General features: G+C 69.9%; 12 protein-coding genes and 1 tRNA gene. 8 read left to right on the forward strand and 5 right to left on the reverse strand.

Going from position 1 to position 14,547, the window contains the following annotated elements:
* The first annotated feature begins 28 nt into the window (after positions 1-28).
* Complete coding sequence (locus tag G531_RS19455; protein ID WP_145978706.1) at positions 29-349, forward strand: hypothetical protein; 321 nt, start codon at positions 29-31, stop codon at positions 347-349.
* Positions 339-2,204 carry a hypothetical protein gene (locus tag G531_RS24175; RefSeq protein ID WP_155827922.1) on the forward strand — a complete coding sequence of 622 codons (1,866 nt, stop codon included), beginning with the start codon at positions 339-341 and terminating at the stop codon, positions 2,202-2,204. The genes G531_RS19455 and G531_RS24175 overlap by 11 nt, the downstream gene beginning before the upstream one ends.
* Before the next feature lie 79 nt (positions 2,205-2,283).
* Here the strand turns inward: G531_RS24175 and G531_RS0100755 are convergent, their stop codons facing one another.
* A complete protein-coding gene (locus G531_RS0100755; protein ID WP_026925791.1) occupies positions 2,284-2,583 on the reverse strand; it encodes a DUF3263 domain-containing protein in 300 nt (99 codons plus the stop codon).
* A 158-nt stretch (positions 2,584-2,741) separates the two neighbouring features.
* Here G531_RS0100755 and manA point away from each other — a divergent pair, with 158 nt between their 5' ends.
* Positions 2,742-3,917 carry a mannose-6-phosphate isomerase, class I gene (gene manA / locus G531_RS0100760; protein WP_026925792.1) on the forward strand — a complete coding sequence of 392 codons (1,176 nt, stop codon included), beginning with the start codon at positions 2,742-2,744 and terminating at the stop codon, positions 3,915-3,917.
* Positions 3,918-3,934: 17 nt separating this feature from the next.
* On the opposite strand, the gene G531_RS0100765 is transcribed toward manA, so the two are convergent.
* Entirely contained in the window at positions 3,935-5,425 is a 1,491-nt protein-coding gene (locus G531_RS0100765; protein WP_162143128.1) for a GH25 family lysozyme, read from the reverse strand.
* A 177-nt stretch (positions 5,426-5,602) separates the two neighbouring features.
* Positions 5,603-5,675 (reverse strand) — tRNA-Thr (locus G531_RS0100770).
* Between the two features lie 160 nt (positions 5,676-5,835).
* On the opposite strand from G531_RS0100770, the gene G531_RS0100775 reads away from it, so the two are divergent.
* A complete protein-coding gene (locus tag G531_RS0100775; protein WP_026925794.1) occupies positions 5,836-6,444 on the forward strand; it encodes a hypothetical protein in 609 nt (202 codons plus the stop codon).
* A 9-nt stretch (positions 6,445-6,453) separates the two neighbouring features.
* Here the strand turns inward: G531_RS0100775 and G531_RS19465 are convergent, their stop codons facing one another.
* Positions 6,454-7,221 (reverse strand): DedA family protein, encoded by a 768-nt coding sequence (locus G531_RS19465; RefSeq protein ID WP_051214842.1) that lies wholly within the window; start codon positions 7,219-7,221, stop codon positions 6,454-6,456.
* 236 nt (positions 7,222-7,457) lie between these two features.
* On the opposite strand from G531_RS19465, the gene G531_RS0100785 reads away from it, so the two are divergent.
* Genes G531_RS0100785 through rlmB form a run of 4 tightly spaced genes read left to right on the forward strand, consistent with a single transcriptional unit; the run spans position 7,458 to position 12,378 of the window.
* Positions 7,458-8,531 carry an ABC transporter ATP-binding protein gene (locus G531_RS0100785; protein ID WP_026925795.1) on the forward strand — a complete coding sequence of 358 codons (1,074 nt, stop codon included), beginning with the start codon at positions 7,458-7,460 and terminating at the stop codon, positions 8,529-8,531.
* A 30-nt stretch (positions 8,532-8,561) separates the two neighbouring features.
* Positions 8,562-9,950 (forward strand): DUF4032 domain-containing protein, encoded by a 1,389-nt coding sequence (locus tag G531_RS0100790; RefSeq protein ID WP_026925796.1) that lies wholly within the window; start codon positions 8,562-8,564, stop codon positions 9,948-9,950.
* Between the two features lie 50 nt (positions 9,951-10,000).
* Positions 10,001-11,449: a cysteine--tRNA ligase gene (gene cysS / locus G531_RS19470; RefSeq protein ID WP_051214843.1), complete on the forward strand. Its 1,449-nt coding sequence runs from the start codon at positions 10,001-10,003 to the stop codon at positions 11,447-11,449.
* Positions 11,449-12,378: a 23S rRNA (guanosine(2251)-2'-O)-methyltransferase RlmB gene (rlmB, locus tag G531_RS0100800; RefSeq protein ID WP_026925797.1), complete on the forward strand. Its 930-nt coding sequence runs from the start codon at positions 11,449-11,451 to the stop codon at positions 12,376-12,378. Before cysS ends, rlmB begins: the two co-directional genes overlap by 1 nt.
* A 3-nt stretch (positions 12,379-12,381) precedes the next feature.
* On the opposite strand, the gene G531_RS0100805 is transcribed toward rlmB, so the two are convergent.
* Complete coding sequence (locus tag G531_RS0100805; RefSeq protein ID WP_026925798.1) at positions 12,382-14,481, reverse strand: DUF6541 family protein; 2,100 nt, start codon at positions 14,479-14,481, stop codon at positions 12,382-12,384.
* Positions 14,482-14,547 lie beyond the last annotated feature (66 nt).

Genomic DNA, 14,547 nt, shown 5'->3' on the forward strand with positions numbered 1-14,547 from the left:
GCCGATGCCGTACGCCGAGGAGGCGCAGATGACCTTCACCCTTGATCTGGATGAACTTCGCACCCACCAGGCGCGTCTGCAGGACATCACCGACCGCGCCGATCAGGTGACCCGGACCGCGCAGGAGCTGAGCCTGTCCGGGCTGACCCTGTACGGGGTGTTCTGCAGCCCGATCGTGGTGCCCCCGCTGGCCTTCGCGTGTGCCGCCGACATGCGGGCCCTGGCCGCGATGGCCCAGGTCATGCAGCGGCGTACGCAGGCGATCAAGCAGGTCGGCGACGACTACGAAGCGACCGAGCAGGCCAACCGGGACGCCGCGAATCAGACGGGACAGATCGTTGAGTGTTGAGCCCTTCGTGGTCGGCGGCGCCAACCTGAAGGTGCCGGTCGCCTATGACCTGGCGAACACCGTCCAGTGCTGGGGGGACGGCAATCTGCGCCTGAACGACCTGACCAGTGTGGCCGACCTCGGGCTGAACTCGCTCGGCATGGTGGTCGACCCGCTGGGCACGATCATCAGCGCGGCCCTGGACTTCCTGAAGGACTGGTTGTTGGCCAATTGCAAGCCGTTCAGTGATGTCGTCGACGCCCTGCTCGGCAGCCCGGAGCAGATCTTCGCGCAGTCGCAGCAGTGGGCGCAGGTCGCGGCCGACTGTTCCACGCTGCGCCAGGATCACCGGATCACCTGTTCGGATCTGCAGAGCTGGACCGGGGCCGCCGGGGCCGGCTACCAGGAGGTGTGCGCGAACACCGATCCGGTCTTCGAGACCGCCCAGGGCGCGGCGACCCGGCTCAGCCAACTGGTGAACGCCACCGGCGCGCTGGTCGGGGCGATCCGGGAGTTCCTGTGGCAGTTGCTCAAGACGGTGCTCACCGAACTGATCAAGTGGGGCCTGGCGGCGCTGGCCGCCGCGATCCCGTCGGTCGGCGCCTCGATCGGGGCGTTCACCGCCTGGGCGGTCGGACGGTTCGCCTGGCTGGGGTCCAGGTTCGCCGGGACGCTGGCCAAGCTGCTCACCAAGTGCGGGGACATCGCGCGCAAGCTGGGCCTGTCCGGGAAGCTGTTCGACGACGCCGCCGCGGCGCTGCTGCGGGTGGCGGGCAGGCTCGGCACCACCGCCGCGCGCGCCCCCCGGACGCCGTTCGGGCACGGGACCCCGTTCACCGTGCCCAGGAAGAATGACGCGCAGATGCCGTTCAAGTGGAACGGCGATGACACCAAGCCGCTGATGGACGGGTACAAGAAGTACAAGGACGTCAACAAGCACCTCAAGAGCGCCGGCAAGGGGGTGGATCCCGCCCTGGATCAGCATGCGACCAACAACGGCATCATCGATGGGGCAGGTCCGACCCTGAGTCCGCTGCCGCCGCGACAGCAGCCGACCGAACCCTCGCAGCCGAGCCAGCCCACACAGCCGAGTCAGCCCACACAGCCGAGCCAGCCCACGCAGCCGAGTCAGCCCTCGCAGCCGACCGAACCCAGTCAGCCGAGCCAGCCCAGTCAGCCGAGCCAGCCCAGCCAGCCCACACAGCCGACCGAACCAACACAGCCCAGCCAGCCCACACAGCCGACCGAACCAACACAGCCCAGTCAGCCCTCGCAGCCGACCGAGCCCACGCAGCCCAGCCAGCCGTCGCAGCCCACGCAGCCGACCGAACCCAGTCAGCCGACGCAGCCCTCGCAGCCCAGCCAGCCAACCGAGCCGAGTCAGCCCACGCAGCCGACCGAGCCCACCCAGCCCAGCGAGCCCACGCAGCCCAGCGACCCGGCTCCGCAGCCGCCGGCAATCACCTTGGACACCGATGGTCCCGGCGAGCAGGCTCCGCTGGAGATCCGTCCGGGGGCCGAGCCCGGCCTGCAGGTGAGGGTGGACCCCGACGGCGAGGGTGGGGCTCCCGCTCACGAGATCACCGTCACCACCGGCCCCGATCAGGTGACCCGGGTCTCGCTGGTGCTGGACCCGAGCGCGGGCACCGAGCCGATCTCGGTGGAGGTTCCCCCGCAGCCGGCCGGTGAACCGGCACCGACGGTACTGGTGGATGTCGACGGAGAAGGCGGGCAGGCCCCGATGGAGTTCCGGGTGGAGCACAACGCCGACGGGTCGACCTCGATCACTGTCGACCCGGACGGAGCCGAGGGAGCCCAGGCGGAGATGACCTTCACCTGGGACGCCGAGGACGCACCTCCCCCGATGCGCCCCTGACCGCGGCCCCACCGACCCCCACCACGCAACGAACCCGGGATGAGATCATCCCGGGTTCGTCGGTGCAGCGGTCTGGTGGTCAGGGCTGGGACAGGTCGATCCCCAGCCGCTTGGCGGACCGGGCGCGCTGGCGGTTCGCGCGCATCCGGCGCAGGCGCTTGACCAGCAGCGGGTCGTGTTCGAGCGCCTCCTGGGTGTCCAGCAGCGCGTTGAGGATCTGGTAGTACCGCGTGGCAGACATGTCGAACTGCTCGCGGATCCCCTGTTCCTTCGCGCCGGCGTACTTCCACCACTGGCGCTCGAAGTCGAGAATGGCAGCGTCGCGCTCACTGAGCTCACGGCGTGGGGATCGGGATGCGGGGTCAGTCGCTGCGGACATGGCCCTGAGTGTATGGGACGAATCACAGCGATGTCATTCATCCTCGCGGCGTGTACGCACCCCGGGTTGAATCGCCGCGGCCGGGTCGGATATCCCGGTGGGCTGCCGGTCCCACTAGCATCGCTGAGCAGGGCGCGTCCGGGCGCCGAAGGAGGATCATGTTCACCATCGTCGGCCAGGTGCAGCACTATCCCTGGGGATCCGCCGACGCGATCCCGGGGCTCCTCGAGGTTGCGGCCACCGGCGAACCGCATGCGGAGTACTGGCTCGGCGCGCATCCCAAGGCGCCGGCGGCCACCGCGTTGGGCCCGGACCTGCGCCAGGTGATCGCCGAGACTCCCGCGCTGCTGGGTGCGGCCTCCCGGGCGGCGTTCGGGGACCGGTTGCCGTACTTGTTCAAACTCCTGTCGGCCGATCAGGCGCTGTCGATCCAGGCCCATCCCTCGCGGGCGCAGGCCCGCGCCGGATGGGCCCGGGAGGAAGCGGCCGGGCTCGCGGCCGACGACCCGACCCGGAACTATCGCGACGACTGGCCGAAGCCGGAACTGATCGTGGCCCTGACCCACTTCGAAGGGTTGTGCGGTTTCGCCGAACCGGCCCGGCTGCGCGATCACCTCGCCCGGTTGAATCTCCCGGCGCTGGCCGAGCTCGCCGCGCCGCTGGCCGAACCGGACGGGATCGCCACCGTATTCGGGGCTCTCCTGGCGCGCGGGGATGCCGCCCTGGTCGCCGCGGCGGTGGCCGCGGCTCGCCCGTACGCCGATCCGGCCGGGGACGAGTTCGCCCGCTGGTGCGACACCGCGGTGCGGCTGGCCGCGGACTACCCGGGGGATCCCGGCGTACTGGCGGCGCTGCTGATGCACCGCTTCACCCTCGAGCCCGGGCAGGCGCTGTTCCTGCCGGCCGGCAATCTGCATGCCTACCTGCGGGGCACCGGGGTGGAGGTGATGTCGAACTCCGACAATGTGCTGCGCGGCGGCCTCACCGGCAAGCACGTCGACGTTGCCGAGTTGACCGCGGTGGTGGACTTCGCCCCAGGCTTCCCCGGGCCGGTGCCGACCCGCGAATCCGCGCCCGGCGTCCTGCTGTACGCCACCCCGGCCCCGGAGTTCCGGCTCTACCGACTCCACGATCCGCACACCGAGCTGCCCGGCGACGGCGCGGCCCGGATCGTGTACGTCCTGGACGGCGCGCTGACCCTGCGCGGGGACACCGAACTCCGGCTGACCCGCGGTGCGGCCTGCTTCGTTCCGGCCGCGGAAAAGGTCCGGGTCGAGGGTCGCGGGGAGGCCTTCGTCGCGACCCCCGGACTGGACCCGATCCGACCGAGCTGAGGCGGCCGAGCCGCCGCTCAGAAGGTGTCCGGCGCCCGGAGCGTACCGCCGCGCAACCGGGCCACCTCGGCGCGCAGTGCGGTCACCTCGGTGCGCAGCTCCCGGATCGCGCCGAGCACGAGATCCTTGTTGAAGTGGTCGTACTGGGCCTCGGCCGCGACACTGGTGGTCCCGTCCTTGTACGGGGTGCTGTTGTCGGCACCGCGGGGCAGTTTCGGGTACTGGGTGAACAGCGCGTCCCGGGCCCCTTCCTTGGCCTGGTCACGCACGATGGCGTAGAGGCGTCCCTCCACGACCTCGAAGACGATCTGTCGCAGTTCCTCGATGCTGGCCATGTCGATGTCATCCTTGTCGATGTGGAGTGGGCGGGGGTTCGCCGGCAGGGCGGCGGAGTAGGCCCGGACGGCGTCCTGCCAGGTCCGGGTCGGCTTGATGAAGTTGCGTACGCTGTCGGCCTTCAGGCCGTCCCGGCCGGCCAGCCCGGAGCGAACCTGTCCGGCCGTCGACTCCATCTGGTGGGGGCAGCCGTACCAGACCACGTGCAGGTGCTCTCCCTCGGTCCACCCGAACTCGCGGGTACGCGGGAACGGCATCGTTCCCCAATCGGCCCACACCTGGCGCTGGGCCGGGGACCACTGGCCGTTGTCGGCGACCCCGCCCTTGTCGTGGGTGTCGGCCGAGGCACGAACCCGGCCCCTGTTGTAGCCCCATTGGAAGAAGTCGAGGTTCTGCCGGATCAGCCCGCGGGCAAGCATGTCCGCCTCGATCAGCGGGAGCGTGATCGCCATGCACCGGCAGCCCAGGCCGCGGGCGCCGCCGGGAAGTTCGATGTCGACGGCCGGGTCGTCGGGTGACAGCGGCGGGATCTCGATCCGGGGTCGGACCGGGGGTTCCACCGGCGGGGGCGGATCGGTGTTGAACCAGTGGAAGAACCGATTGAGATCAAGATCCCCGGCGTAGCCGCCGATCCGTCCGTGTTCGGTGTACTGGTGGCCCAGCAGCAGGCCGTCCCATCCGCTCGGCGTGCGGGTGTTGGGGATCTTCCAACCGGTGGGTTCGTTGGCTCCGTAGTCGGCCAGCCACAGCCGGCAGCCGTGGTCGCGGACCGGTTGCCAGCGGAACTCGTCACAGACCGAGTAGTTCGCGTAGAAATCCACCGGGAGCGGCTGCTCGGCCTTGATGATCCGGACGAACTCGGCGCACCACGCCACGTTTCCCTGCTGCGCCTCGACGGGTTCCCAGTCCAGGACCAGCCCGTCGAGCCGGTCGAGGTAGGGCCGGACCTTGCGGAGGAACAGGTCGGCGTCCTGGGCGGGCGTGTTGGACGGGTCGGCGAAATGGAAGGCACCGAGCCTGGTCACCCCGTTGTCGAGCGCGTTGGCCAGGTGCCGTTCGAAAAGCTTGTCCGGCGTATGCATCCCCTGTGAGGCCTTGAAGATCGCCGCATCCACCCGGACCGCGGAGAATTCGAAATCCCGATCGTGGTTCGAAATATCGATGACATCCATCATGGTCAGGGTCCCTCGATGAGAACATGAGCGGCCGGCAGCGGGACCGGCCGGACTGGTGGAGCGTCGGCGGCTTCGCCGATCGCCCTTGCGCTGGGGGATGCCGCCAGCCTACGCAGGCCCGCGGCGGCCGCCAACGCTCGTGTCCGGGGGACATCGGGCGCTGCCGGCGCGGGGAGCCCCTGACAGGATTCGAACCCACGACATCTTCTTTACAAGAGAAGCGCTCTACCAGCTGAGCTACAGGGGCGTGCAGGTCCGCACCCGGGGGCGGAAAACGCACGACGCCATTGTGCCCGTCCGGGCCACCGGTGTCGAAGTCGGCCCGCCCCGGGGTGGTAGCCTCGGCGCCGCGAAGGGGAGGTGGGCCGGTGCGGTGGGGACTACCAGCGGCATTGATCGTCGGTGGCGTGGCCGTGGCCGCGGGCGCGCTCGTGGTGATGTCGCCGGAGCCCACCTGCAGCAATCAGATCCTGCAACCCGGCCAGATCTGCCAGGTGACCCGGAAGGGTACGCCGCAGAAGCTCGACTATGACCAGATGGCGGCCGAGCACACGATGCGCCGGTGGGGGGCGGCCGGTGTCGGCGCCGCGATCGGCCTGGCCGGTGGCGGGCTGCTGATCACCCGGGCGATCCGTCGGCCCGCTGCCCGCACCGCGGTCGGTACGCCGGCCCCCGACGCCACCCTCCCGCCGCCGACCGGCAGCCTGCGGGGAGCTCGCAATGCGGTCGCCCTGGATGTGACGCGCACTCCCCCGCCGCCGCGCCCGTCCACCCAGCGGACCCGACCCGCACCACCGCCCCGACCCACTCCGCCGGTCGGCCCACCACCGATTCCGGGTTCGGTGTTCACCCGGCCGCAGTTCAGCCTCCCGGCACCGACCCGGCCCCCGGCCCCGCACCATGCCGGGGACCCGCAGGACCACACCGTGGTCCGGCCGTCGCACGCCCAGCCGTACCCGGGATCTCCGCCGCCCCCGGGATATCCGCAGCACCAGGCCACCCCGCCGCGCCACTGAGCCGCCGGCTCAGGCCTTGGGTTCGGCCTCGGCCTTCTGCTCGCGGCGGTGTCGCAGCCAGTACGAGACGAGCATCACCACGATGATCCCGCCGCTGACCCACAGCGCGTACTTGGCGTACACCTCCATCAACTGCACCGCCGGCTCCCCGATCTGATAGCCGAGGAACAGGTACAGCGCCTGGAAGCAGAAGGCCGCGGCGATGTCGATGGCGAAGAACTTGCGCCAACTCATCCCGTGCGCGCCCAGCGCCGCCTGCACCACCGGGCCGGGAATCGGGACCGGCAGGTAAGTGATCACGATTGCCAGCCAGGATGTCTTCTCGACCACCTTCTGGGCCCGCACCGCGGCCTTGCGGTTGCGCTCGGACTTGCCGGAAATCATGTCGATGATCCCCTGCCCCCAGCGTCGCCCCGCCCAGAAGTAGATCCAGTCGAACTTGATATTGCTCAGCGTCGCCAGGATCAGGCCCAGCCACCACCACTGCGACCCGTTCGCCGCCCACAGGGCCCCGATCATCACCACCGCGGTCCGCGATCCGGCGATCCCGGCGTACAGGTAGGGATGCGGGAGCAGGACCGCGCGCAGCGGCAGCATCACCAGGGCGTAGAGGCCATAGGCCCCGATCGCCCCCAGCAGAAACTTGTCGGTTCCGGTGGGCTTGTGCTTCCACGGCATCGCCGGGTCGTCCCACCATTCCTTCTCCGCCGACGCGTCGGTCTCCGGCTCGGGGACGGATTCGACCCGGTCGGGATCGGGGGGCTGCTCGGCGCTCACCCAGGGAATCCTACGTCGCCGGCGGCCCGGACCCCAGTCCGCCGCGGGTGCCCGGCCCGCAGCCCCGGGCGTGTGATCCTGCTCACCAAATCCCTCATGACGGGCCCTGACGCGTTGCGGACAGCGGCAAGGGCTTCGTTTTCGAGGGGTCGGCGGGCCTAGACTGACCGTGCAACACCGAAGTTGCGTTTTCCACTACGGATCGTCGGGCACGTACCTGCCCGTGGAAGGACACCATGGCAACCGTCAGTTTCCGGGATGCTACACGCGTCTATCCGGGCGCGGACACCCCCGCCGTCGACCGCCTGAATCTGGATATCAACGACGGAGAGTTCATGGTCCTGGTGGGCCCCTCCGGCTGCGGCAAGTCCACCACCCTGCGGATGCTCGCCGGCCTGGAGGAAGTCACCTCGGGCTCGGTGTGGATCGGTGAGCAGGATGTGACCGAGCTTCCGCCCAAGGACCGCGACCTGGCGATGGTCTTCCAGAACTACGCGCTGTACCCGCACATGACCGTCGGGGAGAACATGGGGTTCGCCCTCAAGATGCAGAACGTCCCCAAGGAGGAGCGCGAACACCGGGTGATGGAGGCGGCGAAGCTGCTGGGCCTGGAGGAGTTTCTCGATCGGTGGCCGAAGGCGCTCTCGGGTGGGCAGCGGCAACGGGTTGCGATGGGACGCGCGATCGTTCGCCAGCCGCAGGTCTTCCTGATGGATGAACCCCTGTCCAACCTGGACGCCAAGCTCCGGGTGTCGACCCGGACCCAGATCGCCGCGCTGCAGACCCGGCTGGAGGTGACCACGCTCTACGTCACCCATGACCAGGTCGAGGCGATGACCCTCGGGGATCGGGTCGCGGTGATGAGGGAGGGCGTCCTGCAGCAGGTGGACTCCCCGTTGGCGTTGTGGGACACCCCGAAGAACGTGTTCGTGGCCAGCTTCATCGGGACCCCGCCGATGAACCTGATGCCCGGTACGCCGGTCGACGGCGGGATCCGGATCGGCAAGCACGTGCTGGCGATGCCCCGGGAGACCGTCGAGCGGATCACCGACGACGAGGTCACCGTGGGCATCCGCCCGGACAATCTGGTGATCACCGACTCCCCCGAGGATGCCGAGTTCCACGTGGAGAAGGTGGAACTGCCCGGGTCCGACGCGTACCTGTACGGCACGATCGACGGCGCGGGTCCCGAAGTGTGCGCCCGGGTGCAGACCCGGCGGCCGCCGCAGGCCGGGGAACGGGTCCGCCTGGGCGTGGCCGAGGATCGGATTCACCTGTTCAGCACGCGCACCGGGGACCGGATCTCCTGATCCGCCGAGCGGGAGTGCCAGACTAAGGGGATGCCTCGATTTCTGTCGGCCAAGCCGGATGCCCGCCTGATCCCGCTGCCGTGGAACACACCGCTGGAGCACTGGCCGTTGGAGCACCTGGTGGCGCTGCCCCGCGGCATCTCCCGGCACGTGGTGCGGTTCATCAAGGTCGGCGAGGAGATCTACGCGGCCAAGGAGGTCGTGGAGCACAGTGCGATCGCCGAGTACCGCCTGCTGCACGACCTGAAACGGCTGCAGACCCCGGCCGTCGAACCGGTCGGGGTGGTCACCGGGCGCGTCGCCGAGGACGGGCAGGCGCTCGACCCGGTCCTGATCACCCGGCACCTGCAGTTCTCGCTGCCCTATCGATCGCTGTTCTCGGTCGGGGTCCGGCCGGACACGGTGACCCGGCTGCTGGACGCGATGGTGGTGCTGCTGGCCAAGCTTCATCTGGTCGGGTTCCTGTGGGGTGATGTGTCGCTGTCGAACACCCTGTTCCGCCGCGACGCCGGGGAGTTCGCGGCGTACCTGGTCGATGCCGAGACCGGCGAACTGCACGAAACCCTCTCCGACGGGCAGCGCGAACACGACCTGGAGATCGCCCGGGTGAACCTGTTCGGCGAGTTCTCCGACCTGGAGGCCGGCGGCATGCTCGACACCGCGCTGGATCCGGCGACCCTGGTCGAGACGATCGAGACCCGCTATCAGGAACTGTGGAGCGAGCTGACCGAGCCCGAGGAGTTCGACGACTCCCAGTTGTCCCGGATCGAGGGCCGGGTCCGCCGGTTGAACGCGCTCGGCTTCGATGTGGCCGAACTGGACATCACCACCGACATCGACGGCACCACGATCCGGATCCAGCCGAAGGTGGTCGATGCCGGCCACCATTCCCGCCGCCTGCTGCGGCTGACCGGCCTGGACACCGAGGAGAACCAGGCCCGCCGGCTGCTGAACGACCTGGACACCTACAGCGCCCGCACCGGCCAGCAGAACATGGACGAGGCAGTCGTGGCGCACCAATGGTTGACCCACAGCTTCGAACCGGTGATCGAGGCGGTCCCGGAGAGTCTGCGCAGCAAACTGGAACCGGCCCAGGTGTTCCACGAGGTGCTGGAGTACCGCTGGTACCGCTCGGAGGAGGCCGGTCGGGAGATCCCCCTGGTCGAGGCGGCCCACATGTACGTCAACGACGTGCTGCACAACCTGCCCGACGAGGCGGTGTCCTCGGAGAACCTCGAGCTGATCCCCGACCAGGGCCATCGCCGGCTGCAGAACCCGTACGACCCCGGCCAGGGCTTCGCCGACGAGCAGGAGATGCCGATCGACGATCCCTGGGAGGCCGACGCCGAGGCGCCCCCGCAGACCCTGGGATTCGCCGACATCGCCGCGCTGCGGGCCAAGGCCGGCAAGAAGTTCTGACCCGCTGGTTGGTGTGTGAAACGCCGGCGACGGGCCAGTAGGCTGACCCGGTGACGTTCCATCTGTACGACTCCGCCAGTGCTCAGGTACGCGAGCTGGATCCGGTCGAGCCGGGCAAGGTTTCGATCTACCACTGCGGCCTCACCGTTCAATCCGCCCCGCATGTCGGTCACATCCGCAAGGAGGTGGTCTTCGATGTGCTGCGCCGCTGGTTGACCCACTGCGGGTACGAGGTCAAGGTCGTCGCGAACGTCACCGACATCGACGACAAGATCCTCACCAAGTCCGCCGCCGCGGGCCAGGAGTGGTACGCGTGGGCGTACCACTTCGAACTCGAGCTGCACCGGGCGTACGCCGCCCTCGGCTGCATCCCGCCGACCTACGAGCCGCGCGCCACCGGGCACATCCCGGAGATGCTGGAGCTGATCCAGACGCTGATCGAGCGGGGGCATGCCTACCCGGCCCCCGACGGCTCCGGCGACGTCTACTTCGACGTCCGGTCCTGGCCGCGCTACGGCGAGCTGTCCCACCAGCAGATCACCGACATGGAGGCCGCCGCGGACGCCGATCCGCGCGGCAAGCGCGACCCCCGGGACTTCGCGCTGTGGAAGGGCTACAAACCCTCCGAGCCGGAAACCGCGTCCTGGTCCTCGCCGTGGGGTCGCGGCCGGCCCGGCTGGCACCTGGAGTGCTCGGCGATGGCCGGGAAGTACCTGGGCGCGGAGTTCGACATCCACGGCGGCGGGCTGGATCTGCGCTTCCCGCACCACGAGAACGAGCTCGCCCAGTCCGCGGCGGCCGGGCGGCCGTTCGCCCGGGTCTGGATGCACAACGCCCTGGTCACCACCGCCGGGGAGAAGATGTCGAAGTCGATGGGCAACGGGGCGCTGGTCTCCGAGGTGACCAAGACCTACCCGGCGCGCGCGGTCCGGCTCTACCTGGCCGCCCCGCACTATCGCTCGATCATCGAGTTCTCCCCCGACTCGCTGGCCGAGGCGACCGCCTCGCTGCACCGCATCGACACCTTCCTGGATCGCGCCGAGGACGTCCTCGGCGCCGATCGCCCGAGCGCCGACGTGCCGGCGGCGTTCCGGACCGCGATGGACGACGACCTGGGGACGCCCGCGGCGATGGCGACGCTCTACCAGGCGGTCCGCGAGGGCAACCAGGCGATCGACCGGGCCGACCGCACCGCCCTGGCCGAGCACTACGGGGCGGTCCGCGCGATGCTCACGGTGTTCGGCCTGGACCGCGATGATCCCGCCTGGGCCGAGACCGGCACCGGCCCCGACGACCTGACCGAGGTCGTCGACGGTCTGGTCGGCGCGCTGCTCACCCAGCGGCAGGAGGCGCGGGCCCGCAAGGACTATGCCGCCGCGGACGCGATCCGCGACTCGCTCAGCGCCCTCGGGCTGCAGGTCACCGACACCCCCAGTGGTCCCAAGTGGAGCCTGGATACCCCCCGCAGCCCCGACAACACCCGAAAGCAGGACCACTGATGGCAGGCAATTCCAAGGGGCGCAGCGCCGGGCACAAGGGGCAGGGCAACACCGCCGGCTCCGGTGGCCGGATCCGCCGCGGGCTGCAGGGCAAGGGCCCCACCCCGAAGGCCGAGGACCGGCCGTATCACAAGGCGTACAAGGCCGCTCAGCGGCAGGCGGCGGCGCGGCCGCGGCGGGCGGTGAAGCCGGGCTCCCGCGCGGAGTGGGTGGCCGGCCGCAATGCGGTGCTGGAGACCCTGCAGGCCGGGATCCCGGTGCAGACCGCGTACGTGGCCGAGGGGGCCGAGCGCGACGACCGACTCCGCGACATTCTCAAGCACTGCGCCGAGCACTCGATCACCCTGCTGCAGGCCTCCCGGGTCGAGCTGGACCGGCTCACCGACGGGGCGGTGCACCAGGGCGTGGCGCTGCGCCTGCCGGACTACGAGTACGCCCATCCCGACGACCTGATGCACCACGCGCTGGAGCAGGAGCAGCCCCTGGTGGTGATGCTCGATCAGATCACCGACCCGCGCAACCTGGGGGCGATCATCCGCTCCGCGGCCGCGTTCGGCGCCCAGGGCGTGGTGATCCCCGAACGCCGGGCCGCCGGGATGACCGCGGCCGCCTGGAAGTCCTCGGCCGGGGCCGCGGCCCGGATCCCGGTGGCCCGGGCGACGAACCTGAACCGCACGCTGGCGGCGTACGCGAAGGCGGGGTTCACCATCGTCGGGCTGGCCGGCGAGGTGGACACCGACATCAGCTCGCTGGCCGCCGATCAGCCGCTGGTGCTGGTGGTCGGCTCGGAGGGCGAGGGCCTGCACCGGCTGGTGCGGGAGAACTGCGACGTGATCGTGTCGATCCCGATCGCCAGCGAGGTCGAGTCGCTCAACGCCGGGGTCGCGGCCGCGATCGCGCTGTACGAGGTCAGCCGCCTGCGCGGGTGAGGTTCACCCGCAGGCGGTGACCCGGTACAGCTTGGCGTACTGGCCGGAGCTGGCCACCAGCTCGAACCCGGGCACCCCGTCCAGATGCTCGATGCCGGGATGCACATGGCGGCCCTGGTGGACCTCCTTGGTGCCGAAGTCCAGCACCCAGCCGATCCCCTGGCGCTGGGCCGCGGCGCACACCTCGGGCATGGTCGCCCAGTCCTTGAAGTGATCATTGAGCAGGACCACATCCGGGGGCAGCGCGATGTACATGTGCGGCTCGGTGACCGCCCGGTTCGCCAGCGCGTACGCCATCCCGGCGCCGGTGAAGGCGTTGCCGATGATCTTGCCGTCGGGGGGAATGATCTGCTTGACCTGTTCCAGGACCGCCATCTCGTCCTTGTCGACCAGCCGCCCGCCCTGCATCGCGTACGCCTTCTCCGCCTCGCGCATCTCGTACCACAGGTAGCGCTGACGCTGGGTGGTCTGCACCAGCAGGCCGACGGTGATCGCGGCGACGATCAGGACGGTGACCAGCCGGGCCACCGGGGTCCGGCGTTCCAGCCCGGAGCGGCGGAAAGCGGCGGCGAGCAGATCCAACAGATAGGACAGCCCGAGCACGGTCAGCGGGAGCGTGGTGATCACCAGCGCCGCGGCCAGCCGGTAGGGGTCGTTGTACCAGATGCCGGTGAGCATGGTCCGCAGCGTGCTCTGCGGGGTGGCCGACACGATCACCCACAGCCCGACCACGATCGCGTGCGCCAGCACCAGCCACCGATTGCGCCGGCGCCGGATGCAGGCGTACAGGCCCAGCACCATCAGCAGGCCCAGGGCCCAGGCGGCGTAGCGGTTCAGAGGGGTCGCGACCAGGGCCTGACCCAGCGCACTGTGCACGCTGTGCTTGGGCGACCAGAGCGCCTCGGCCGGTCGCAGCACCTGCCACAGCAGGGCAACGACCAGGATCGCCAGGATGGTGAGCCCGACCTTGATCGCCGGGGTGCGGGTCTGCGCGTCCCAGGTCAGGCCCTTGAACCGGCCGCCGTGGCGGTGCCAGCGGGCGACCGACTGCCAGCTCCAGGCGAGCAGGATGACCAGCATCATGACGAAGTACAGCATCATCACGCCGGGATGGGACAGCGCCATCGCGCCGATCCCGAAGACGCCGAAGATCACCGCCGGAATCGGCGGGACCCGCCAGCCCGGGGACACCCCGGCGAACTGCACGGTGAGGGCCACCACCGTGGGCAGCACACACAGGCCCATGAAGTAGGCGTACAGCACACCGAAGTCGAGCATCAGCAGCGGGAAGCCGGTGAAGGAGACCGCCAGGACGCCGGCGCCGAGCATGCTCGGGATCCGCAGGCGGACCAGGCTGCCGGCCAGGAAGATGAAGCCGCTGATCCAGACCAGGCAGGCGCACACGATCACCGTGGCGTTCGCGGCGATCGCGATGTTGTCCGAGCCGAGGATGATCAGCACCAGGCTGACGGTGTCGTGCCAGGCGGCCGGATAGATGCCGGGCAGTTCCCCGGTCAGGCCGAGCAGGGTCAGCGTGGAACCGTCGTGGGTGTTCAGGATCCAGCGCACCGCGTTGGCGTGGAAGCTGTTGTCGTAGGTCTGGGAGAGCGCGTCGGGCACGATCAGCACGGTGTGCAACTGCCGCAGCATCAGCACGGTGCCCAGGGCCACCGCGACCAGGGCCCACAGCCGACGGTCGCGCAGCCAGATGATCGGCGAGCGCTTCGGCCAGGGGCCGATCAGTGAGACCCGGGTCCGGCGTACGGCGGTCGAGCCGCCCTCGGACTCACTGGTGTCAGCGGCCGCGCCGTGGGACCCGCGGGCCCGGAATCGGAGCCAGGCGTACTGCACGCCGATGGCGATCGCCACGGTGAGCAGGGTGACCACGGCGACCGGCAGCGGTCCCCAGCCGATCCCCATCGGGGAGATCACGATCGCGGTGAACGCGATCAGCGTCATCGACACGCTCGGCGCGATCGCGAGCGCGGCCAACGGCTTGACCCGGAACGCCGGAGTGCGACATACCCCGACGACGAGCAGTCCCGGAAGGTACAGCACGACCATCGCGACCAGTACGTACGGCACGATTGCCAGCCAACCCAAGATCTGCCTCCTCCGGCTCGGTGTCCCCCGGCCGCTCATGCAGGTCCGACGATCCGGGGCCCGCGG

The organism is Granulicoccus phenolivorans DSM 17626 = NBRC 107789 = JCM 15570 (genome assembly GCF_000423085.1).
Taxonomy (GTDB): domain Bacteria; phylum Actinomycetota; class Actinomycetes; order Propionibacteriales; family Propionibacteriaceae; genus Granulicoccus; species Granulicoccus phenolivorans.

Coding starts and splice junctions, on each gene's coding strand:
- G531_RS19455 (WP_145978706.1), top strand. CDS start 29: ATGACCTTCACCCTTGATCTGGATGAACTTCGCACCCACCAGGCGCGT.
- G531_RS0100755 (WP_026925791.1), bottom strand. CDS start 2,583: ATGTCCGCAGCGACTGACCCCGCATCCCGATCCCCACGCCGTGAGCTC.
- manA (WP_026925792.1), top strand. CDS start 2,742: ATGTTCACCATCGTCGGCCAGGTGCAGCACTATCCCTGGGGATCCGCC.
- G531_RS0100765 (WP_162143128.1), bottom strand. CDS start 5,425: ATGGATGTCATCGATATTTCGAACCACGATCGGGATTTCGAATTCTCC.
- G531_RS0100785 (WP_026925795.1), top strand. CDS start 7,458: ATGGCAACCGTCAGTTTCCGGGATGCTACACGCGTCTATCCGGGCGCG.
- G531_RS0100790 (WP_026925796.1), top strand. CDS start 8,562: ATGCCTCGATTTCTGTCGGCCAAGCCGGATGCCCGCCTGATCCCGCTG.
- rlmB (WP_026925797.1), top strand. CDS start 11,449: ATGGCAGGCAATTCCAAGGGGCGCAGCGCCGGGCACAAGGGGCAGGGC.